The organism is Streptomyces violaceus (assembly GCF_036014075.1).
Taxonomy (GTDB): domain Bacteria; phylum Actinomycetota; class Actinomycetes; order Streptomycetales; family Streptomycetaceae; genus Streptomyces; species Streptomyces violaceus.
Window position 1 is genome coordinate 3,581,241 of the sequence record NZ_CP107911.1, and the last position, 22,025, is coordinate 3,603,265.

A 22,025-nucleotide genomic window follows, 5' to 3' on the forward strand; every position below is an offset into this window, starting at 1 on the left:
CTCTCGGTCTCGATGTGGGTAGCGACTACCAGCGGTAGTGCGCGAAGGCCTTGTTGGACTCGGCCATCTTGTGGGTGTCCTCACGCTTCTTCACAGCGGCACCAAGGCCGTTGGAGGCGTCGAGAAGCTCGTTGAGCAGACGCTCGGTCATGGTCTTCTCGCGACGGGCGCGGGAGTAACCGACCAGCCAGCGCAGCGCGAGCGTGTTGGCACGACCGGGCTTGACCTCGATCGGAACCTGGTACGTCGCACCACCGACACGGCGGGACTTGACCTCGAGGGTCGGCTTGATGTTTTCCAGCGCGCGCTTCAGCGTGATGATCGGGTCGTTGCCCGTCTTCTCACGCAGACCCTCCATGGCGCCGTAGACGATGCGCTCGGCGGTGGAGCGCTTGCCGTTCAGCAGCACCTTGTTGATGAGGGAGGTCACCAGAGGAGAACCGTAGACCGGGTCGATGATGACCGGGCGCTTCGGGGCGGGGCCCTTACGAGGCATTCTTACTTCTCCTTCTTGGCGCCGTAGCGGCTGCGGGCCTGCTTGCGGTTCTTGACACCCTGGGTGTCGAGCGAGCCGCGGATGATCTTGTAGCGAACACCCGGCAGGTCCTTCACACGGCCGCCGCGCACGAGCACGATGGAGTGCTCCTGCAGGTTGTGTCCCTCACCCGGAATGTAAGCGGTGACCTCGATCCCGCTGGTCAGACGCACACGCGCGACCTTACGCAGGGCCGAGTTCGGCTTCTTCGGGGTGGTCGTGAACACACGCGTGCAGACGCCGCGACGCTGGGGCGAACCCTCGAGTGCGGGCGTCTTGTTCTTCTCGACCTTGTCCTGCCGGCCCTTCCGGACCAGCTGCTGGATCGTAGGCACTACTTCTCCGGTTTCTGTGTGCCGAATGGTGAAGCTAACCTGGAACGTCGCCGACCCACGCGGTCGGGTGTGTCGAATCCGGCGGACTCCCGCCGCGAGGCAGAAAGAAGCACAGATTGCGGTGGCCGGTAACAGCTCGCGATGCGGTTGATGGCACGCACGAGAGCCAGGGCACACCCCAGGCACAAGGTCTGAGCGTACCTATCGCATTCGCTGCGGTCAAAACAAATGGGCTCCGCCCGCATCGCTATGCAGGACATGTCAAGACCCCCGGCCGTTCAGCCGGCCGCGATGGACACCACCGTGAGCAACACCAGGACGAGTGCCCAGCCCGCCGTGGACAACCATCCGAGCACGAGTCCGGTCAGCGCGAGCCCGTCCCCCAGCTCGCCCCGGCTGCGGATCTCGGCCCGTGCCATGTGCCCCAGTACGACGGCCGGGATCCCGGTCAGTCCCATCGTCGGCACACACAGCAGGCCGCACACGCCCGCCGCGACCGCCTTCCCGTTCGTCGCGGGCCGCGGCACCGGCAGGAAGGTCCGCGCCGCGGGCAGGGCACCGGCCGAGTGCGGCACGGGCCCCTGCGGCAGGTCCGCGACGAGCAGCGCCAGCTCCCCCACTGTCCGGGCCCCGTACGCCCGCGCCACCCGCTTCTCGAACTCGTCCCGCTCCATCCGGCCCTCGCCGTACCCGGCTCTGAGTACGTCCACGGCCCGCTCCCGGTCGGCGTGCGAGGCGAGCATCGACGGGGCGCCGGCGCCCTGCCAGGGCTGCCAGGACGGATAGGGCGGCTGCGACACGGAGTACCTCCCCGGGAGCCTGAGTCCTTCCATGATGCGCCGAAGGGACGATTCCGGCATCGGTGCATCCGGGCGAGGCGCCGTTCGTCAGCCACGCGGCCGAATCACGCCCGTTTCCTCCATGGTCGTTTCCACGCCCTGGCGTGTGAGAAAGGGCGCGTACGAGGCCTTCCTGCCGCCCGACCGTCCCACGTCCGTGCGGCGGTACGTCGCCGCGTAAGAGGTGGACACGGATCCGTACGCCCCTCCATCTCAAGGTGGAGGCCGCGAAGCCAGAGCACCCCGCCAAGGCCCTGATCGCCCTCATGTCGGCGCTACCGGGGCAGCCAATGGACGCCCGGCAGCCCGCTCGCCTACTCGGCGCCGCTGCTGTCCGTCTGATACGCGCTGCCGGCCCGGCTCGCCTGGCGTCTGCTGCTCCGGCCGACCACACGGCTGGACCGGCTCCGACAGAAACGGCGCTGAGACGCCGAAGGGCGGCCACCCCAAGGTGACCGCCCTCCGGTTCAAGCGACTCGCTTACTGGTTGTACGGACCGTAGTCGTAGTCCTCCAGCGGAACGGCCTGGCCGGAGCCCGTGCCGAACGGCGAGTAGTCGATGTCGTCGTAGCCGACGGCCGAGTACATCGCGGCCTTGGCCTCCTCGGTCGGCTCGACCCGGATGTTGCGGTAGCGGGACAGACCCGTACCGGCCGGGATGAGCTTACCGATGATGACGTTCTCCTTGAGGCCGATGAGGCTGTCGGACTTGGCGTTGATCGCCGCATCCGTCAGGACTCGGGTCGTCTCCTGGAAGGAGGCGGCCGACAGCCAGGATTCCGTCGCCAGCGAGGCCTTGGTGATACCCATCAGCTGCGGACGACCGGAGGCCGGGTGACCGCCCTCCTGGACCACACGACGGTTCTCGGTCTCGAACTTCGAACGCTCGACCAGCTCGCCGGGCAGCAGCTCGGCGTCGCCGGACTCGATGATCGTCACACGGCGGAGCATCTGCCGGATGATGATCTCGATGTGCTTGTCGTGGATCGACACGCCCTGCGAGTTGTAGACCTTCTGGACCTCGCCGACCAGGTGGACCTGGACGGCACGCTGGCCCAGGATGCGCAGCACGTCGTGCGGGTTGGTGGCACCCACGGTGAGCTTCTGGCCCACCTCGACGTGCTCGCCCTCGCTGACCAGGAGCCGGGCACGCTTCGAGATCGGAAACGCCGTCTCGTCGCTGCCGTCGTCCGGGGTGACGACGAGCTTCTTCGTCTTCTCGGTCTCCTCGATCCGCACGCGGCCGGAGGCCTCGGAGATCGGGGCGACACCCTTCGGGGTACGGGCCTCGAAGAGCTCGACGACACGCGGCAGACCCTGGGTGATGTCGTCACCGGCCACACCACCGGTGTGGAAGGTACGCATCGTCAGCTGGGTGCCGGGCTCACCGATGGACTGGGCGGCGATGATGCCGACCGCCTCACCGATGTCGACCAGCTTGCCGGTGGCCAGCGAACGGCCGTAGCACATGGCGCAGGTGCCGACGTGCGACTCGCAGGTCAGGATCGAGCGGGTCTTGACCTCCTCGACACCGTGGTGCACGAGCTGGTCGATGAGCACGTCGCCCAGGTCCACGTTGGCCGGCGCGATCACCTTGCCGTCGATGACGACGTCCTGGGCGAGCATGCGGGCGTAGACGCTGGTCTCGACGTCCTCGGCCTTGCGCAGGACACCGGCCTCGTCCTTCGAGGCGATCCGCAGCTTCAGACCGCGCTCGGTGCCGCAGTCCTCCTCGCGGATGATGACGTCCTGGGAGACGTCGACCAGACGACGGGTGAGGTAACCCGAGTCGGCGGTACGCAGAGCGGTGTCCGCCAGACCCTTACGGGCACCGTGCGTGGAGATGAAGTACTCCAGCACGGACAGACCCTCACGGAACGACGCCTTAATCGGACGCGGGATCGTCTCGTTCTTCGCGTTCGACACCAGACCACGCATACCGGCGATCTGACGCATCTGCATCATGTTGCCTCGTGCACCCGAGTTCACCATCATGAAGATCGGGTTGGTCTTCGGGAAGTTGTCGTTCATCGCCTCGGCGACCTCGTTGGTCGCCTTGGTCCAGATCGCGATGAGCTCCTGCGTGCGCTCGTCCTTGGTGATCAGACCGCGCTCGTACTGCTTCTGGACCTTCTCGTCCTGCGCCTCGTAACCCTTGACGATCTCCTTCTTCGCCTCGGGAACGACGACGTCGGAGATGGCCACGGTGACACCGGAACGGGTCGCCCAGAAGAAGCCGGACGCCTTCAGGTTGTCGAGCGTCGCCGCCACGATGACCTTGGGGTAGCGCTCGGCGAGGTCGTTGACGATCTCGGAGAGCTGCTTCTTGCCGACCTCGTAGTCGACGAACGGGTAGTCCTCGGGCAGCAGCTCGTTGAAGAGCGCACGGCCCAGGGTGGTGTTCAGCCGGAAGCTGTCACCCTGCTGCCACTCGGGCTCGCCCTCCTCACGCGCCGGCGGCATCCAGCCACGCGGCGGGATGGTGCCGACCGGGAAGCGAACGTCGATCTTCGACTGGAGCGACAGCTCGCCCGCGTCGAAGGCCATGATCGCCTCGGCGACCGAGGCGAAGGAACGGCCCTCGCCCTTGAGGTCGCGCATCTCGCCGTCGGTGGTGAGGAAGAACAGACCGAGAACCATGTCCTGGGTCGGCATCGTCACCGGACGGCCGTCGGCGGGCTTGAGGATGTTGTTCGAGGACAGCATCAGGATGCGGGCCTCGGCCTGCGCCTCCGCGGAGAGCGGAAGGTGCACGGCCATCTGGTCACCGTCGAAGTCCGCGTTGAACGCGGTGCAGACGAGCGGGTGGATCTGAATGGCCTTGCCCTCGACCAGCTGCGGCTCGAAGGCCTGGATGCCGAGGCGGTGCAGCGTGGGCGCACGGTTCAGCAGAACCGGGTGCTCCGCGATGACCTCTTCCAGCACGTCGTACACGACCGTGCGGCCGCGCTCCACCATGCGCTTGGCGCTCTTGATGTTCTGCGCGTGGTTCAGGTCGACCAGGCGCTTCATCACGAACGGCTTGAAGAGCTCCAGCGCCATCGCCTTCGGCAGACCGCACTGGTGCAGCTTCAGCTGCGGACCGACGACGATCACGGAACGCGCGGAGTAGTCCACACGCTTACCGAGCAGGTTCTGACGGAAGCGACCCTGCTTGCCCTTCAGCATGTCGCTGAGGGACTTCAGCGGGCGGTTACCGGGACCGGTGACCGGACGGCCACGACGGCCGTTGTCGAACAGCGCGTCGACGGCCTCCTGGAGCATGCGCTTCTCGTTGTTCACGATGATCTCGGGCGCACCGAGGTCGAGAAGGCGCTTCAGACGGTTGTTCCGGTTGATCACACGGCGGTACAGGTCGTTCAGGTCGGAGGTCGCGAAGCGGCCACCGTCCAGCTGCACCATCGGACGCAGGTCCGGCGGGATGACCGGGACGCAGTCGAGGACCATGCCCTTGGGGCTGTTGGAGGTCTGCAGGAAAGCAGACACGACCTTCAGCCGCTTCAGCGCACGGGTCTTCTTCTGACCCTTGCCGGTGCGGATGATCTCGCGGAGGCGCTCGGCCTCCTCGTCGAGGTCGAAGGACTCCAGGCGCTTCTGCAGCGCCGCGGCACCCATCGAACCGTCGAAGTACGTGCCGAAGCGGTCACGCAGCTCGCGGTAGAGCAGCTCGTCGCCCTCGAGGTCCTGGACCTTGAGGTTCTTGAAGCGGTTCCACACCTCGTCGAGCCGGTCGATCTCGCGCTGCGCACGGTCACGCAGCTGCTTCATCTCGCGCTCGGCACCCTCGCGCACCTTGCGGCGCACGTCGGCCTTGGCGCCCTCGGCCTCCAGCTCGGCCAGGTCGGTCTCGAGCTTCTTGGCGCGGGCCTCCAGGTCGGCGTCGCGGCGCTGCTCGATCTGCTGACGCTCGACGGAGACGTGGGCCTCCAGCGAGGGCAGGTCGCGCGTACGGCGCTCCTCGTCGACGTACGTGATCATGTACGCCGCGAAGTAGATGACCTTCTCCAGGTCCTTCGGGGCCAGGTCGAGCAGGTAGCCCAGACGCGACGGGACGCCCTTGAAGTACCAGATGTGCGTGACCGGGGCGGCCAGCTCGATGTGGCCCATCCGCTCACGACGCACCTTGGCGCGGGTGACCTCGACGCCACAGCGCTCACAGATGATGCCCTTGAAGCGGACACGCTTGTACTTGCCGCAGTAGCACTCCCAGTCCCGGGTCGGACCGAAGATCTTCTCGCAGAAGAGTCCGTCCTTTTCGGGCTTGAGCGTGCGGTAGTTGATCGTCTCGGGCTTCTTGACCTCGCCGTGGCTCCACTGACGGATGTCGTCAGCGGTAGCCAGACCGATCCGGAGCTCGTCGAAGAAGTTGACGTCGAGCACTATGCGTCAATCCCTCTCAGGGTTGTAAGTCATGGGGTCTGATACGGGGGTCCTGGGGCCGGAGGCCTTCATGGCGAAGGCCTCCGAACTCCCGTCAGACCTCTTCGACGCTGCTCGGCTCGCGCCGGGACAGGTCGATGCCAAGCTCCTCCGCAGCGCGGAAGACGTCCTCGTCGGTGTCGCGCATCTCGATGGACATGCCGTCCGAGGACAGCACCTCCACGTTGAGGCACAGGGACTGCATCTCCTTGATGAGCACCTTGAAGGACTCGGGGATGCCGGGCTCGGGAATGTTCTCGCCCTTGACGATGGCCTCGTAGACCTTCACGCGGCCGGTGACGTCGTCGGACTTGATGGTCAGCAGCTCCTGGAGGGCGTACGCGGCGCCGTAAGCCTCCAGCGCCCACACCTCCATCTCACCGAAGCGCTGGCCACCGAACTGGGCCTTACCACCCAGCGGCTGCTGGGTGATCATCGAGTACGGACCGGTCGAGCGGGCGTGCAGCTTGTCGTCGACCAGGTGGTGCAGCTTCAGGATGTACATGTAGCCGACCGAGATCGGCTCCGGGAACGGCTCGCCGGAGCGGCCGTCGAACAGCGGCGCCTTACCGGTCGGGAGCACCATGCGCTCGCCGTCGCGGTTCGGGATCGTGTGGTTCAGCAGACCCGCCAGCTCGTCCTCACGCGCACCGTCGAAGACGGGGGTGGCGACGTTGGTGCCGGGCTCGACCTTGTCGGCCTCGATGGCCTGGAGGCGCTGCGCCCAGTCGTCCGCGAGACCGGAGACGTCCCAGCCGCGGCTGGCGAGCCAGCCGAGGTGGATCTCCAGGACCTGTCCCGGGTTCATTCGGGACGGCACACCGAGCGGGTTGAGGATGATGTCGACCGGGGTGCCGTCCTCCAGGAACGGCATGTCCTCGATCGGCAGGATCTTCGAGATGACGCCCTTGTTGCCGTGACGGCCGGCGAGCTTGTCACCGTCGGTGATCTTGCGCTTCTGCGCGACGTAGACGCGCACCAGCTGGTTCACACCGGGGGGAAGCTCGTCGCCCTCCTCGCGGTCGAAGACACGGACGCCGATGACCTTGCCGATCTCGCCGTGCGGCACCTTCAGCGAGGTGTCACGGACCTCACGGGCCTTCTCACCGAAGATCGCGCGGAGCAGGCGCTCCTCCGGCGTCAGCTCGGTCTCACCCTTGGGCGTGACCTTGCCGACCAGGATGTCACCGGCGACGACCTCGGCACCGATACGGATGATGCCGCGCTCGTCGAGGTCGGCGAGGACCTCCTCGGAGACGTTCGGGATGTCCCGGGTGATCTCCTCGGGGCCGAGCTTGGTGTCACGGGCGTCGACCTCGTGCTCCTCGATGTGGATCGAGGAGAGGACGTCGTCCTGCACGAGGCGCTGCGACAGGATGATCGCGTCCTCGTAGTTGTGACCCTCCCACGGCATGAACGCCACGAGCAGGTTCTTGCCCAGCGCCATCTCGCCGTTCTGGGTGGCCGGACCGTCGGCGAGGATCTGGCCCTCGATGATCCGGTCGCCCTCGTTGACGATGACCTTCTGGTTGACCGAGGTGCCCTGGTTGGAGCGGGCGAACTTGGCCAGGCGGTACGTGATGTACGTGCCGTCGTCGTTGGCGGTGGTGATGTAGTCCGCGGAGACCTCCTGGACCACACCCGGCTTCTCGGCCTTGACCACGTCGCCGGCGTCGGCCGCGGAGCGGTACTCCATGCCGGTGCCGACGAGCGGGGCCTCGGACTTAATCAGCGGCACGGCCTGACGCATCATGTTCGCGCCCATGAGGGCACGGTTGGCGTCGTCGTGCTCGAGGAAGGGGATCATGGCGGTCGCGACCGACACCATCTGGCGCGGCGAGACGTCCATGTAGTCCACGTCTTCGCCGGTGACGTAGTCGACCTCGCCGCCCTTACGGCGGACCAGCACGCGGGCCTCGGCGAAGCGGAGGTCGTCCGTCAGCGGCGCGTTGGCCTGCGCGATGACGAAGCGGTCCTCCTCGTCGGCGGTCAGGTAGTCGACCTCGTCGGTGACCTGGCCCTCGAACACCTTGCGGTAGGGGGTCTCGACGAAACCGAACGCGTTGACCCGGCCGTAGGAGGCGAGCGAGCCGATCAGACCGATGTTCGGGCCTTCGGGCGTCTCGATCGGGCACATGCGGCCGTAGTGCGAGGGGTGCACGTCACGGACCTCGAAGCCGGCCCGCTCACGGGACAGACCACCCGGGCCAAGAGCCGACAGACGGCGCTTGTGGGTGAGGCCCGACAGCGGGTTGTTCTGGTCCATGAACTGCGACAGCTGGCTGGTGCCGAAGAACTCCTTGATGGAGGCGACGACCGGCCGGATGTTGATCAGGGTCTGCGGCGTGATCGCCTCGACGTCCTGGGTCGTCATCCGCTCGCGGACGACACGCTCCATACGCGCCAGACCCGTACGGACCTGGTTCTGGATGAGCTCGCCGACGCTGCGCAGGCGGCGGTTGCCGAAGTGGTCGATGTCGTCGGTCTCGACGACGATCGAGGTACCGCTGTCGCCGACCGTCTCGGTCTCGCCCGCGTGCAGCTTCACCAGGTACTTGATCGTCGAGATGACGTCCTCGACGGTCAGGATGCCGGCGTCGAGCGGAGCGTCCGCGCCCAGCTTCTTGTTGACCTTGTAGCGGCCGACCTTGGCGAGGTCGTAGCGCTTCGGGTTGAAGTAGAGGTTCTCGAGCAGCGTCTGCGCGGCCTCACGGGTCGGGGGCTCGCCCGGACGCAGCTTGCGGTAGATGTCGAGCAGCGCGTCGTCCTGACCCTGGGTGTGGTCCTTCTCCAGGGTGGCGCGCATGGACTCGTACTCGCCGAACTCCTCGAGGATCTGCTCGGTCGTCCAACCGAGAGCCTTGAGCAGGACGGTGACGGACTGCTTGCGCTTGCGGTCGATGCGGACACCGACCATGTCGCGCTTGTCGATCTCCATCTCCAGCCAGGCACCCCGGGACGGGATGATCTTGGCGGAGAAGATGTCCTTGTCGGACGTCTTGTCGATGGAGGAGTCGAAGTAGACACCCGGCGAACGGACCAGCTGCGACACCACGACACGCTCGGTGCCGTTGATGACGAAGGTGCCCTTGTTCGTCATGAGCGGGAAATCGCCCATGAAGACGGTCTGGGACTTGATCTCGCCGGTCTCGTTGTTCGTGAACTCGGCGGTGACGAAGAGCGGGGCCGCGTACGTGAAGTCGCGCTCCTTGCACTCGTCGATCGAGTTCTTCGGCGGCTCGAAGCGGTGGTCACGGAAGGTCAGAGACATCGACCCGCTGAAGTCCTCGATCGGGGAGATCTCCTCGAAGATCTCCTCCAGACCGGACTTGGTGGGGACGTCCTGACCGTTGTCCAGAGCCTCCTCGACCCGACTCTGCCAAGCGGTGTTGCCGAGCAGCCAGTCGAAGCTCTCGGTCTGCAGCGCGAGCAGGTTCGGAACCTCGAGAGGCTCCTTGATCTTTGCAAAGGAAATGCGCAGCGGGGCGGTGCTGGCGCCGTTGTTCGTATTCGCGGTCGAGGCGTTGCGCGAGGCGGCCAAGAGGGGGTCCTTCCGAGGGCTCGGACTCACTACGCGCGTACCGGCCCCTCTCCCGTACACAGAGACAAGCGGAGTCATTCCGGCTTGGAGGCCAGGTCAGACAGGTCTTGTCGTCGATGCTCGAGTGAGGGCAGACCCCTGGTGACGGGCAGGGGACAGCTAACAGGCAGCGCAAAGGGTCAGTGTAGCCACTCGGCACACTGATGTCCAGTCCGGGTTTTCACACCCGCGTTTACCCTCGTTGTTCCACTCCTGCGACACGGCGCTGCCCTCAACGCACGTTGATACTGCCCTCTTCGTCGTCGATCCATGCCTCGGATACGGATCCTTGTGACGACGCGTCCTGAGAATTGCGCGCTGCGTGCGGTTCGTCAAGGCCCCCCTGCCCGAACCCGGGGCCACCCGGAGACACGACGAAGATCACCATAACCCCCGTCACTGAGGGTTCAAGGCAACCGTGGCCGGACCCCCGGAACGCCGAAGAGCGACCACCCGGATGGATGATCGCTCTTCCGCGCTTACGCGTTACACGCCCAGCGGGACGTGTCGTGGATCCTGCCGGATCCGAGAGGTCTTACTTGACCTCGACCGAGGCGCCGGCGCCCTTGAGGGACTCGGCGGCCTTCTCGGCGGCCTCCTTGGTGACCTTCTCGAGCACGGGCTTCGGGGCGCCGTCCACGAGGTCCTTGGCCTCCTTCAGGCCCAGCGAGGTCAGCTCACGCACGACCTTGATGACCTGGATCTTCTTGTCGCCGGCGCCGGTGAGGACGACGTCGAACTCGTCCTGCTCCTCGGCGGCCTCGGCGGCGGCGCCACCAGCGGCACCACCGGCGACGACGACCGGCGCGGCAGCGGCGGCGGTGACGTCGAACTTCTCCTCGAACGCCTTCACGAACTCGGAGAGCTCGATGAGGGTCATCTCTTCGAACTGCGCGAGCAGGTCGTCCTGGCTGAGCTTCGCCATGATGGCGGTCCTTCCACTAAATCGGCAGGTGCCGGATGTACATGTGAGGCGGGCGTACGTCTGGCCCGCGACGGCCTCCGCGTTCAGGCAGCGGGGGCCGGGATGCGAGCCGAGTTACTCGGCACCGCCCTGCTCGTCCTGCTTGGCACGGAGCGCGTCCACGGTGCGGACGAGCTTCGACGGCAGCGCCTGGAAGACAGAGGCAGCCTGGGACTGCTTGCCCTTCATGGCACCGGCCAGCTTGGAGAGCAGAACCTCGCGGGACTCGAGGTCCGCAAGCTTCTTGATCTCGTCGGCGGACAGCGCCTTGCCGTCAAGGACACCGCCCTTGATGACGAGGTTGGGGTTGTCCTTGGCGAAGTCGCGGAGACCCTTCGCCGCCTCGACCGGGTCACCGGTCACGAAGGCGACGGCCGACGAACCCGTGAAGAGGTCGTCGATCGTGTTGATCCCGGCCTCATTGGCCGCAATCTTGGTCAGCGTGTTCTTCGCCACACGGTAGTTAGCGTTCTCACCGAGTGAACGACGCAGCTGCTGCAGCTGCGCCACGGTGAGACCGGTGTACGCGGTAACGACGGCACCGTTGGAGTTGCGGAACTTGTCCCGCATCTCCTCGACGGCATCGACCTTGTCAGGCCTCGCCATGAGCCTCGGCCTCCTTCCGGGTGATTCGGACCGCGCGGACCCGAAGGAGGACTGGGGAAAACGAAACGCCCCGGCGCAAGCGCACGGGGCGTAGCTCGACCGGCTGTCCGCACGCACACGGCGGCGAATTCCAGGAGCTCTTCCAGTGTCACCTGCGCGGGTCGTCCGCCGTTCAGCGGATCCTTCGGCCACCACGTCCTCTTCCGAGCACGCGGTAACGACCAGCGGTCTTTGGCTTCTACAGGAGGGTACGGGAACGGATCGCCGTCAAGCAAATCCGCCCGTACGGCTCCCGTCGTACGACCGGCGGTGCGGGGCGGATCAGCCCTGCTCCAGCTCCTTGAACATGCCGGCGAGGTCCGCGACCTCCTTGGCGGGCGGCGCCTTGACGTCCACCGGCTTGTTGTAGTCGAGGAAGGTGATGGTCATGTCGAGCGGGCCCTTTTCGGCGTCGCCCTTCATCCGGAACTGCTTGGTGTGGTCGTCGCCGTCGATCCACATGTCCATCGTGAGCTTGTCGACGCCGAGCTTCTCGTACTGCTTGATGCTCTTCTCGCGCTGCTTGCGGGCGTCCGCCTTCGCGTCCTTGAGGGAGGCCCGCAGGTCGGCGAGGGTGACCGTGCCCGAGTAGTGGGTCGTCTCGACGCCGTCGACCTTCTGGGAGCCGACCTTCTTCACGTCCTTGGCGCCCGTGAGGAAGGCGGACTCGGCCGCCGGGTTCTGCTCGGCCTGGCTCGTGCTGCTGCCCATCTGGTCCAGTTCCTTGCCGGCCTCGGACCCGGACAGGTCGAACTTCATCCAGCGCTTGCCGTCCATCTCCTTGGCCATCTCGGCTCCCCCACCGAGGTACATGGCCTTGTCGACGAGGCGGATCTCCATGGCCTCGGCGGCTCCCTTGTCGGGCGCCGTCACCTTCATGCTCATGGCGATCGTGGGCTTCAGGCGCATCGAGGCCTCACCCTTGACCCGGCCCTCGCCCGGGGACGTGCCGCTCAGGCGGTAGCGGAGGGACGTGATGTCCTCCGTGTTCTTCGCCGCCGCGGCGACGGCGGCCGCGGGCGTCATCTCCGGCGACTGCTCGGATCCGCAGCCGACCGCGCCGACGGCGAGAAGCAGTGCGCCCAGCCCGGCGGCGGGTATGGATGTCCTCATCGATTCCCCCCAAGGAATACATGATTGCTTCACAGCAAGGCGGTGAGCCTATCCCAGAGGGGCACAAGTGATCTATCCGAATTCACGGCGACCTCAGGGCGTACCGGCCGTACCGGCCTTCTTCCGCATCAGGTCCTCGAAGTCCCCGGTGTCGGACAGCGGGGGCCGCTCGGTCTGGACCCGCACGCCGTAGTCGCGGTAGTGCGCGGTCTGGGTCATCCGGCCCGTGGTCATCCGGGCCTTCTCCACCTTCTTGACCAGAAGATCCCGCTCGTCGATCCAGATGTCGACGGTCTCGGTGGTGACGCCGGCGTCGGTCAGCTGCTTCTTCAGGCCGTCGTCGGTGACGTCCGCCGCGGCCACGGTGCCGGAGTAGTGCGTGGCGGCCCGGCCGCGCACGGTCTCCTCGCCGACCTTTCTGACGTCCCCGGAGGCCAGCAGAAGTTTCACGGACTGGTTGGGGGTGGTGGTGCGCATCTGGTCGCCGAGGTGGGCCCCGGAGCCGCCGGCGAGGGCCTCGAGATCGTCGTACGCGTACCGGATCCAGTGTCTGCCGTCGGCCTGCTCGGCGAACCTGTCGCCCATGCGCGCGTAGTAGGCGTCGGGCAGGTAGCGGGCCTCCATCGAGGTGGTGCCGAGCCGGCGCATGGTGTCGGCGATCGTGCCGCCGGTGTAGGTGATGGTGAGGGTGCCGGTGATGCCGTCGTTCCAGCCGAGGGTGCCGTCGGCGGTCATGGACATCAGCGAGCCCATGGTCGTCGTGGACTCGACGCGGGCTGACTCGGCCCGCGCGGTGGCCCGTTCGGCGGAGCGCAGGGCCGCAAGGGAGGTGCCGCGCGCGGCACGGTCGTCTTCGCCAGGGCGGTCGGAGGAGTCCGGGAAGCTACAGGCGGCCACCCCCGTCAGCGCGGTCGCCACCGCGAGCACCAGGCCCACGCGGCGCACGATCGTGCCCTGCATACGTCCCCCCGTTCGTATCCCGTTCCCGCACGTTAACCCAGGCCACCGGCATACGTACCGGAAAAGGGAACGGGCCCCGCACCTGTGAGAGGTGCGGGGCCCGTGACCGGTTGGGCGAGCCGTCAGGCTCAGACCGCGGCCGGGTCCTCCTCGACGAGGAGGTTGCGGGTGCGGTTGGAGTCGATCGGAATGCCGGGGCCCATCGTGGTGCTGATGGCGGCCTTCTTGATGTAGCGACCCTTGGCGGCGGACGGCTTCAGACGGAGGATCTCCTCCAGCGCCGCGCCGTAGTTCTCCACCAGCTTGGTGTCGTCGAACGACGTCTTGCCGATGATGAAGTGCAGGTTCGAGTGCTTGTCGACGCGGAACTCGATCTTGCCGCCCTTGATGTCGTTGACAGCCTTGGTGACATCGGGGGTGACGGTGCCGGTCTTCGGGTTCGGCATCAGACCACGCGGGCCGAGCACACGGCCGAGGCGGCCGACCTTGCCCATGAGGTCCGGGGTGGCGACGACGGCGTCGAAGTCCAGACGGCCCTTCGACACCTCGTCGATCAGCTCGTCGGCGCCGACGATGTCGGCGCCCGCGGCACGAGCGGCCTCGGCACGGTCACCGGTCGCGAAGACCAGGACCCGGGCGGTCTTACCGGTGCCGTGCGGGAGGTTCACGGTGCCACGGACCATCTGGTCGGCCTTGCGCGGGTCGACACCCAGACGGAAGGCGACCTCGACGGTGCCGTCGAACTTGGTCGTGGAGGTCTCCTTGGCGAGACGGACGGCCTCGAGCGGGGCGTAGAGCTTCTCCCGGTCGATCTTGGCGTCCGCAGCGCGAAGGGACTTGCTGCGCTTGCTCACTACTGCTCCTGTGGATTCTTAGGAGTCGTGGTCCGGGCCGAGCCGGCCCTGCCACTTCTGCTGATGGAGTTGGGGCTCAGTCCTCGACCGTGACGCCCATGGAACGGGCGGTGCCGGCGATGATCTTCGCGGCGGCGTCCAGGTCGTTGGCGTTGAGGTCGGGCATCTTGGTCGTGGCGATCTCACGGACCTGGTCACGCGTGATCTTCGCGACCTTGGTCTTGTGCGGCTCGCCCGAGCCCTTCTCGATGCCCGCGGCCTTCAGGATCATCTTGGCGGCCGGCGGGGTCTTGGTGATGAAGGTGAAGGAACGGTCCTCGTAGACCGTGATCTCCACCGGGATGACCCAGCCACGCTGCGACTCGGTCGCGGCGTTGTACGCCTTGCAGAACTCCATGATGTTGACGCCGTGCTGGCCCAGCGCGGGGCCGACCGGCGGGGCCGGGTTGGCGGCACCGGCCTGGATCTGGAGCTTGATGAGCCCCGTGACCTTCTTCTTCTTGGGAGGCATTGCTCTCTCCGGGTCCTAGTGAGAGTTTTCCAGCCCCCGATCCGGATCATCCGGATGGAGGCATACCGCACAACGATAACGGGTATCCATGTGCGGCCAAAAACCGAGCAGGTCAGGCAGGCTCCAGGAGCCCGTCTGACCTGTTCGGAAGCTGGGTGACTGCTAGTTCTTCTGGATCTGGTCGAAGGAGAGCTCGACCGGCGTCTCGCGGCCGAAGATCTCGACGAGGCCCTTGACCTTCTTCGAGTCCGGGTTGATCTCGTTGATGGTCGCCTGCAGCGTGGCGAACGGGCCGTCGGTGACGGTGACCGAGTCGCCGACCTCGAAGTCCAGCACCTGGACCTCGACCTTGCGCTGCGGAGCCGGCTTGCCCTCGGCCTCGGCGGCCTCGCGGGCGGCCTTCTCCTCGGCCTCCGGGGCGAGCATCTTGACGATCTCGTCCAGCGTCAGCGGGTACGGGTCGTAGGCGTTGCCCACGAAGCCGGTGACGCCGGGGGTGTTGCGGACGACGCCCCAGGACTCGTTCGTCAGGTCCATGCGGACGAGGACGTAGCCCGGGAGCTTGTTCTGCTTGATCGTCTTGCGCTCGCCGTTCTTGATCTGGGCGACCTCTTCCTGCGGCACCTCGGCCTGGAAGATGAAGTCCTCGACGTTCAGCGAGACGGCGCGCTGCTCCAGGTTGGTCTTCACGCGGTTCTCGTAGCCGGCGTAGGTGTGGATGACGTACCACTCGCCGGGCAGGACCCGCAGTTCCTCGCGGAGCTTCTCGATCGGGTCGCGGTCGTCCTCGGGCTCTTCCTCGGACTCTTCCGCGACCGGCTCTTCCGCGGCCTCTTCGCCGGCCTCGGTCTCCGCCTCAGCGGCGTCGTCCGCGACGGCGTCGGCAGCCTCGACCTCGGCGGAGGCCTCGGTGTCCTCGCTGTCCGCGCCCTCGACGGTGTCGAGCTCGTCCTCGACGGACTCGACAGGCTCGATGGCGTCGTTCACGTTCGGGTCAGACACGGTGGCTGCTTCTTCCTGGATACATAGGGGTGGAACATGCGAAAGGAGCGCCGGGTACCTCGGCGCTCTTCGCGGGCTGCTCAGCCGAACACGTACTTGGCGGCGTTGCTGAGTCCATAGTCAATCACGGTGACCAGGCCGATCATGATGACGACAAAGATGATCACCACGGTCGTGTACGTCGTGAGCTGGTTGCGCGTCGGCCAGACGACCTTGCGCAGCTCAGCGACGATCTGGCGGTAGAAGAGGGCCAGGCGCTTCAGCGGGCCCTTCTTGCCGCGCTTGCCGCCCTTGCGGGCGTTCTTGGACTCCGGCGCCTCATCCTGGGCATCAGGCATGTCGATGGAGCCCACGGCGTCCGTCACTCGTCCTCACCTGATTCCGGGTCGTGGCCGTGCCGCGCCCGGTCTGAGCCGCACGGCGGTGCATTGCTGTACGTACATGCGCACACATCCTGGCGAAGGTGTGTGTAGCAGGGCCGGAGGGACTTGAACCCCCAACCGCTGGTTTTGGAGACCAGTGCTCTACCAATTGAGCTACGACCCTTTGTGTGTCCCCCAACGTACCGCATCCATCCGGATGCTTGGTGTGCACCGAACGGGCGCGGCCTGCTGAAGGCCAACGAGGTGAGAGTGTACGTGGTCCGCGGCCGGTCGTCGAACAGAAAGGGCCCGCGGGAGGCCTTGTTGGCGCAAGATCGCCCCCGGAACGAGGAGCGGGCGGCGGGCCTCAGGCTGAAGATCGCCCAGGCCGGGCGGTCGATCCGTACTGTTGTTCAGGGGTTTGCCCGACGTTGTTCAGTCTGTGAAACCCCCGTGCCGCGAGCGTTTCCGGTCTGAAACGATGGGGCCCATGAGCCCTGCAACCCCTCCCACCGAGCGCCGGGTCTCCGCCCGAGTCGGCGCGATCTCCGAGTCCGCCACCCTCGCCGTGGACGCCAAGGCCAAGGCCCTCAAGGCCGCCGGGCGGCCGGTGATCGGCTTCGGCGCCGGTGAGCCCGACTTCCCGACCCCGGACTACATCGTCGAGGCCGCGATCGAGGCCTGCAAGAACCCGAAGTTCCACCGCTACACGCCGGCCGGCGGTCTGCCCGAGCTGAAGGCCGCGATCGCCGCGAAGACGCTGCGCGACTCGGGCTACGAGGTCGACGCGTCGCAGATCCTCGTCACCAACGGTGGCAAGCAGGCCATCTACGAGGCCTTCGCCGCGATCCTCGACCCGGGCGACGAGGTCATCGTGCCCGCGCCGTACTGGACGACGTACCCGGAGTCGATCCGGCTGGCCGGGGGTGTCCCGGTGGAGGTCGTCGCCGACGAGACGACCGGCTACCGGGTGTCCGTGGAGCAGCTGGAGGCGGCCCGTACGGAGAAGACCAAGGTGGTCCTCTTCGTGTCGCCCTCCAACCCGACGGGCGCGGTGTACACCGAGACCGAGACCGAGGCGATCGGCCGCTGGGCCGCCGAGCACGGCCTGTGGGTGCTGACCGACGAGATCTACGAGCACCTGGTCTACGGCGACGCGTCCGCCGTGTCGCTGCCGGCCGTGGTGCCCGAGCTGCGTGACAAGTGCGTCGTGGTCAACGGTGTCGCGAAGACGTACGCGATGACCGGCTGGCGGGTCGGGTGGATCATCGGCCCGAAGGACGTGGTCAAGGCCGCGACGAACCTGCAGTCCCACGCCACGTCGAACGTGTCCAACGTGGCGCAGGTGGCGGCGCTGGCCGCCGTCTCGGGTGACCTGGACGCCGTCGCGACGATGCGCGAGGCGTTCGACCGGCGCCGCAGGACCATCGTGCGGATGCTGAACGAGATCGACGGCGTCGTGTGCCCGGAGCCGGAGGGTGCCTTCTACGCGTACCCGTCGGTGAAGGCGCTGGTCGGCAAGGAGATCCGGGGGCGTCGCCCCAAGGACACGGTCGAGCTGGCCGCGCTGATCCTGGAGGAGTCCGAGGTCGCGGTGGTGCCGGGCGAGGCGTTCGGCACGCCCGGGTATCTGCGGCTGTCGTACGCGCTGGGTGACGAGGATCTCGTCGAGGGCGTGAGCCGGATCCAGAAGCTGCTGGCGGAGGCCAGGGACTGACCACTCACGTGAGTAGTCGCGGCGGGCCGTTCCCCTTGCGGGGAGCGGCCCGCTTCGTCGTGTGCGCGTGCGAGCAAGACCACGTTCGGGGAAAACGCTGTCGGGACGGCTGAGGCATACGGCAGGATCCTGGGATGGAGCGTGTACGTGATGTCTCTGAACTGCCGAAAGCCCATCTGCACCTGCACTTCACCGGGTCGATGCGGCCCTCGACCGTGCTGGAACTGGCCGACAAGCACGGGGTGCGACTGCCCGACGCGCTGACCGAGGCGCTGGTCAGCGGGGAGCCGCCGAGACTGCGGGCGACGGACGAGCGCGGCTGGTTCCGCTTTCAGCGGCTGTACGACGCGGCCCGATCGTGCCTGCGGGAGCCGGAGGACATCCAGCGGCTGGTGCGGGAGGCAGCGGAGGAGGATCTGCGGGACGGCTCGGGGTGGCTGGAGATCCAGGTCGACCCGACGTCGTACGCGCCGCGGCTGGGGGGTCTGATCCCGGCGCTGGAGGTCATCCTCGACGCGGTGGAGACGACGTCGCGTGACACGGGGCTCGGTATGCGGGTCCTGGTCGCGGCGAACCGGATGAAGCACCCGCTGGACGCCCGGACACTGGCGCGGCTGGCGGTGCGGTACGCGGATCAGGGCGTGGTCGGCTTCGGGCTCTCCAACGACGAGCGCCGGGGGATGGCACGGGACTTCGACCGGGCGTTCGCGATCGCGCGGGAGGCCGGGCTGCTGTCGGCACCGCACGGGGGCGAGCTGACGGGCCCGTCGTCGGTACGGGACTGTCTGGACGACCTGGGCGCGAACCGGCTTGGGCACGGGGTCCGTGCCGCGGAGGATCCGCGGCTGCTGAAGCGTCTGGCCGACCGGGGTGTGACGTGCGAGGTGTGCCCGGCGTCGAACGTGGCGCTCGGTGTCTACGAGAAGCCGGAGGACGTACCCCTGCGGACTCTGTTCGAGGCGGGTGTTCCGATGGCTCTGGGCGCGGACGATCCACTGCTGTTCGGGTCCCGGCTGGCGGCGCAGTACGAGATCGCGCGGCAGCATCACGGGTTCACGGATGCGGAGCTGGCGGAGGTGGCCCGTCAGTCGGTCCGGGGGTCGGCGGCACCGGATGATGTGAAGGAGAAGCTGCTGGCGGGGGTGGACGGCTGGTTGCTGTCGTAGCCGCCCGTCTCTCCTACTGGAGGCTGACCCCGACCGTCACCGGCTCGTTGACCAGCGTGATGCCGAAGGCCTCGTGGACGCCGGCCACGACCTCGCGGGCCAGGGTGAGCAGGTCCTCCGTGGTCGCACTCCCCCGGTTGGTGAGGGCCAGGGTGTGCTTCGTGGAGATGCGGGCGGGGCCGTCGCCGTAGCCCTTGGTGAAGCCCGCCTTGTCGATCAGCCAGGCGGCGGAGGTCTTGCTGTAACCCTCTCCCGCCGGGTAGGCGGGGGGCTCGGCGTCGTCGCCCAGGCGCTGCTTCACGCGCGCGCGGAACGTCGCGAAGTCGGTGTCCGTGAGGATCGGGTTGGTGAAGAAGGAGCCGGCGGACCAGGTGTCGTGGTCCTCCGCGTCCAGGACCATGCCCTTGCCGGCGCGCAGCTTGAGCACCGTGTCACGCGCCGATGCGAGCGGGACGCGGTCGCCGGCTTCGACGCCGAGGGCGCGGGCCGTCTCGGCGTACCTGAGGGGGGCGGAGAGGCCGCCGGCGTCCTCCAGGGAGAAGCGCACGCGCAGCACCACGAATCGCTCCGGGTCGGACTTGAAGCGGCTGTGGCGGTAGGAGAAGGCGCAGTCCTCGTTGGCCAACGTGATCGTCTCGCCGGTCCGGCGGTCGTACGCGACGACCTCGGTGATCGTGGAGGAGACCTCCTGGCCGTACGCCCCGACGTTCTGGATGGGGGTCGCGCCCGCCGAGCCGGGGATGCCGGCCAGGCACTCGATGCCGGCCAGGCCCGCCTCTACCGTGCGGGCGACGGCGTCGGTCCACACCTCGCCGGCGGCCAGCTCCAGGCTCGTGCCGTCGAGGGAGAAGCCCTTGGTGGCGATGACGAGGGCGGTGCCCTCGAAGCCCTTGTCGCCGATGACCAGGTTCGAGCCGCCGCCGATGAGCAGCAGGGGGGTGCCCGCCTCGTCGGCTTCGCGGACGGCGGCGATCACCTCGTCGTCCGACGTCGCGGTGATCAGCCGGGTCGCGGGACCGCCCAGCCGGAAGGTGGTCAGCGGGGCCAGGGGGGCGTCGTGGAGTTCCTGCACGGGCTCAAGAGTACGAGACGGTACTGACAGGCTCGGGCACGCGTGCGTGCGGCCCCCTTCGCGAGGAAGTGGGCCGCACGCGCGCGTGGCTGTCAGTGCAGGCGTCGGAACGCCTCGGACCAGGAGATAGGGAGGTCGTCGCTCCTCGCCTGCCATGTGGTGAACGTCGCGTCCCTCATCTGCGGGGCGAGGCCCCGGGCGGCCGGCCTGTGGGCGCCCGAGCGGACGAAGTCGTCGAGCGCGGCCTTCGACTCCCAGGCGGACAGCGTCCAGAAGGTCCGCGTGAGGGGCTTCGCCTTCAGGGTGGCCCCGTAGGCGCCCGGGCTCCGGCGTACCTGCCGCCAGACGGCGGGCGTACCGGCGAGGAACCTGAGCGCTCCCCACAGGGTGCGGGTCTCGAACCGGGAGGCGAAGACGTGCACCTCGGTGTCGTGGGGCGGGGTGTTCGGGACGGTCCAGGGAAGGGTGGGCATGGCCGTTCCTCCTTCGGGTCGTCAGACCTTTGGTCTCAGTGGGAAGCGGTCTCCAGGACGGGCGCCGGTTCGGCCGGGGCCGCCTGCCGCTCGGTGCGTCGGCGGGTCGGGATGAGCAGGGCCGCGATGCCCGCGAGGCCGACCACCGCCGAGCCCGTCACCAGGGCGGGCCGCATGCCGTCGACGAAGGCCTGGCCGGATTCGTATCCGCCCTGGGCCGCGAAGATCGACGCCATGACGGCGATGCCGAGCGCTCCGCCCACCTCGCGCAGGGCGTTGTTCGCGCCGGAGGCGATGCCCTGCTCCTGGGGCCGGACGCTGGACATCACGAGGTGCGAGGCCGGGGCGAAGAAGAGGGCCATGCCCACGCCGCTGATGATCAGGGCGGGCAGCTGGGCGGCGTAGGAGGCGGTGGCCGTCGCCACGACCGCCATGTAGCCGAGGCCCAGGGCCTGGAGGAAGAGGCCCGTGGCGACGACCGGGCGGCCGCCTATGCGGTCGGCGAGGATGCCGGCGATCGGGGCGACCAGCATCGGCATGCCGGTCCAGGGCAGCATCCTGAGGCCCGCCTCGGTGGGCGAGTAGCCGAGGACGCCCTGCATGTACTGGCTGAGCAGGAAGATCGAGCCGAACATACCGAGGAACATCAGCAGGCTCGCGGCGTTGATGCCGGTGAAGGCGCGGGACCGGAAGAGCCTCATCGGCAGCATGGGGTTCTTGTTGTGGATGCCGTGGTGTACGAAGCCGGCGAGCAGCGCGGTGCCCGCGAACAGGCCGGTCAGGACCACAGGACCGGTCCAGCCGTCGACGGGTCCGCGCACCAGGCCGTAGACGATGCCGAAGAGGCCGCCGCTGGCGAGCAGGGTGCCGGGGATGTCGAGCGGGGCTCCGGTGCCGCGGGACTCGGCGAGGCGGAGCCGGGCGAGCGGCAGCAGGGCCAGACCGAGCGGGACGTTCAGCCAGAAGATCCACTGCCAGGAGATGTGTTCGGTGAGGGTGCCGCCGACCAGCGGCCCGGAGGCGACGGCCAGTCCGTTGACGGCGCCCCAGATGCCGTACGCCATGCCCCGTTTGGCCACGGGCACGGCGGCGGTCAGCAGGGTGAGCGTCAGCGGCATCATGACCGCCGCGCCGGCGCCCTGGACCGCGCGGGCGGCGATGAGGGAGTCGATGCCGGGCGCCATGGCCGCTGCGGCGGAGGCGCCGGTGAAGACGGCGAGCCCGGCGATGAAGAGCCGGCGGCGGCCGAAGCGGTCGCCGAGGGCCGCGCCGAACATCAGCAGGACGGCGAAGGTGAGTGTGTAGGCGCTCACCGTCCATTCCAGGTCGTGCAGGCCTCCGCCGAGGTCCTCGCGAATGGAGGGCAGGGCGGTGGTGACGACGAGGTTGTCGAGGGCCGCCATGAATCCGGCGACGCTGGTGATGACGAGGGCCCAGGCGGCTCCCCCGCGACGTGCGGTCTGCTGTGACATCGCTCC

The 22,025-nt window shown here is 67.7% G+C and carries 18 protein-coding genes and 1 tRNA gene; 2 read left to right on the plus strand and 17 right to left on the minus strand.

Going from position 1 to position 22,025, the window contains the following annotated elements:
• Positions 1-25 precede the first annotated feature (25 nt).
• The 14 genes from rpsG to OG542_RS16050 form a co-directional block, all read right to left on the minus strand.
• Complete coding sequence (gene rpsG / locus OG542_RS15985; protein ID WP_003992340.1) at positions 26-496, minus strand: 30S ribosomal protein S7; 471 nt, start codon at positions 494-496, stop codon at positions 26-28.
• Between the two features lie 2 nt (positions 497-498).
• Positions 499-870: a 30S ribosomal protein S12 gene (rpsL, locus tag OG542_RS15990; protein ID WP_003948652.1), complete on the minus strand. Its 372-nt coding sequence runs from the start codon at positions 868-870 to the stop codon at positions 499-501.
• A 278-nt stretch (positions 871-1,148) separates the two neighbouring features.
• Positions 1,149-1,670 (minus strand): DUF1707 and DUF4190 domain-containing protein, encoded by a 522-nt coding sequence (locus OG542_RS15995; protein ID WP_328411565.1) that lies wholly within the window; start codon positions 1,668-1,670, stop codon positions 1,149-1,151.
• Between the two features lie 519 nt (positions 1,671-2,189).
• Positions 2,190-6,089, minus strand: coding sequence for a DNA-directed RNA polymerase subunit beta' (locus OG542_RS16000; RefSeq protein ID WP_193482363.1), 3,900 nt, complete (start codon positions 6,087-6,089; stop codon positions 2,190-2,192).
• Positions 6,090-6,183: 94 nt separating this feature from the next.
• Positions 6,184-9,669, minus strand: a complete 3,486-nt coding sequence (gene rpoB, locus OG542_RS16005; protein WP_193482364.1) for a DNA-directed RNA polymerase subunit beta — start codon at positions 9,667-9,669, stop codon at positions 6,184-6,186.
• A 574-nt stretch (positions 9,670-10,243) separates the two neighbouring features.
• The gene (gene rplL, locus OG542_RS16010; RefSeq protein ID WP_184591472.1) at positions 10,244-10,633 is read right to left on the minus strand and encodes a 50S ribosomal protein L7/L12; all 390 of its coding nucleotides are present in this window, start codon (positions 10,631-10,633) and stop codon (positions 10,244-10,246) included.
• 114 nt (positions 10,634-10,747) lie between these two features.
• Entirely contained in the window at positions 10,748-11,278 is a 531-nt protein-coding gene (rplJ, locus tag OG542_RS16015; RefSeq protein WP_184591473.1) for a 50S ribosomal protein L10, read from the minus strand.
• Positions 11,279-11,599: 321 nt separating this feature from the next.
• A complete protein-coding gene (locus OG542_RS16020; RefSeq protein ID WP_328411567.1) occupies positions 11,600-12,430 on the minus strand; it encodes a LolA-like protein in 831 nt (276 codons plus the stop codon).
• A gap of 93 nt (positions 12,431-12,523) precedes the next feature.
• Entirely contained in the window at positions 12,524-13,390 is an 867-nt protein-coding gene (locus OG542_RS16025) for a LolA-like protein (RefSeq protein WP_328411569.1), read from the minus strand.
• Between the two features lie 128 nt (positions 13,391-13,518).
• A complete protein-coding gene (rplA, locus tag OG542_RS16030) occupies positions 13,519-14,244 on the minus strand; it encodes a 50S ribosomal protein L1 (protein ID WP_193482367.1) in 726 nt (241 codons plus the stop codon).
• Positions 14,245-14,320: 76 nt separating this feature from the next.
• Positions 14,321-14,755: a 50S ribosomal protein L11 gene (gene rplK / locus OG542_RS16035; RefSeq protein ID WP_031141270.1), complete on the minus strand. Its 435-nt coding sequence runs from the start codon at positions 14,753-14,755 to the stop codon at positions 14,321-14,323.
• A gap of 162 nt (positions 14,756-14,917) precedes the next feature.
• Positions 14,918-15,757: a transcription termination/antitermination protein NusG gene (gene nusG, locus OG542_RS16040; RefSeq protein WP_184591477.1), complete on the minus strand. Its 840-nt coding sequence runs from the start codon at positions 15,755-15,757 to the stop codon at positions 14,918-14,920.
• Positions 15,758-15,837: 80 nt separating this feature from the next.
• Positions 15,838-16,122, minus strand: a complete 285-nt coding sequence (gene secE / locus OG542_RS16045; RefSeq protein WP_184591478.1) for a preprotein translocase subunit SecE — start codon at positions 16,120-16,122, stop codon at positions 15,838-15,840.
• A 108-nt stretch (positions 16,123-16,230) separates the two neighbouring features.
• Positions 16,231-16,303, minus strand: a tRNA-Trp gene (locus tag OG542_RS16050).
• Between the two features lie 306 nt (positions 16,304-16,609).
• Between OG542_RS16050 and OG542_RS16055 the strand changes: the two genes are divergently transcribed.
• Both OG542_RS16055 and OG542_RS16060 read left to right on the plus strand, forming a co-directional pair.
• On the plus strand, positions 16,610-17,836 hold the full coding sequence (locus OG542_RS16055; RefSeq protein ID WP_193482369.1) for a pyridoxal phosphate-dependent aminotransferase: 1,227 nt from the start codon (positions 16,610-16,612) through the stop codon (positions 17,834-17,836).
• A gap of 134 nt (positions 17,837-17,970) precedes the next feature.
• Positions 17,971-19,002, plus strand: coding sequence for an adenosine deaminase (locus OG542_RS16060; protein ID WP_328411572.1), 1,032 nt, complete (start codon positions 17,971-17,973; stop codon positions 19,000-19,002).
• 13 nt (positions 19,003-19,015) lie between these two features.
• Here OG542_RS16060 and OG542_RS16065 read toward each other — a convergent pair whose 3' ends face one another.
• The 3 genes from OG542_RS16065 to OG542_RS16075 form a co-directional block, all read right to left on the minus strand.
• Complete coding sequence (locus OG542_RS16065) at positions 19,016-20,074, minus strand: UDP-N-acetylmuramate dehydrogenase (protein WP_328411574.1); 1,059 nt, start codon at positions 20,072-20,074, stop codon at positions 19,016-19,018.
• Between the two features lie 92 nt (positions 20,075-20,166).
• Positions 20,167-20,547: a DUF3291 domain-containing protein gene (locus OG542_RS16070; protein ID WP_328411576.1), complete on the minus strand. Its 381-nt coding sequence runs from the start codon at positions 20,545-20,547 to the stop codon at positions 20,167-20,169.
• 35 nt (positions 20,548-20,582) lie between these two features.
• Positions 20,583-22,019, minus strand: coding sequence for an MFS transporter (locus OG542_RS16075; protein WP_328411578.1), 1,437 nt, complete (start codon positions 22,017-22,019; stop codon positions 20,583-20,585).
• Positions 22,020-22,025: the final 6 nt, after the last annotated feature.

What these genes read in the sequence shown, in the direction of transcription:
- rplK (WP_031141270.1), bottom strand. Translation starts at nt 14,755, where the DNA reads ATGCCTCCCAAGAAGAAGAAGGTCACGGGGCTCATCAAGCTCCAGATC.
- rplJ (WP_184591473.1), bottom strand. Translation starts at nt 11,278, where the DNA reads ATGGCGAGGCCTGACAAGGTCGATGCCGTCGAGGAGATGCGGGACAAG.
- OG542_RS16025 (WP_328411569.1), bottom strand. Translation starts at nt 13,390, where the DNA reads ATGCAGGGCACGATCGTGCGCCGCGTGGGCCTGGTGCTCGCGGTGGCG.
- OG542_RS16075 (WP_328411578.1), bottom strand. Translation starts at nt 22,019, where the DNA reads ATGTCACAGCAGACCGCACGTCGCGGGGGAGCCGCCTGGGCCCTCGTC.
- OG542_RS16070 (WP_328411576.1), bottom strand. Translation starts at nt 20,547, where the DNA reads ATGCCCACCCTTCCCTGGACCGTCCCGAACACCCCGCCCCACGACACC.
- OG542_RS16055 (WP_193482369.1), top strand. Translation starts at nt 16,610, where the DNA reads ATGAGCCCTGCAACCCCTCCCACCGAGCGCCGGGTCTCCGCCCGAGTC.
- OG542_RS16020 (WP_328411567.1), bottom strand. Translation starts at nt 12,430, where the DNA reads ATGAGGACATCCATACCCGCCGCCGGGCTGGGCGCACTGCTTCTCGCC.
- OG542_RS16060 (WP_328411572.1), top strand. Translation starts at nt 17,971, where the DNA reads ATGGAGCGTGTACGTGATGTCTCTGAACTGCCGAAAGCCCATCTGCAC.
- rpsG (WP_003992340.1), bottom strand. Translation starts at nt 496, where the DNA reads ATGCCTCGTAAGGGCCCCGCCCCGAAGCGCCCGGTCATCATCGACCCG.
- rplL (WP_184591472.1), bottom strand. Translation starts at nt 10,633, where the DNA reads ATGGCGAAGCTCAGCCAGGACGACCTGCTCGCGCAGTTCGAAGAGATG.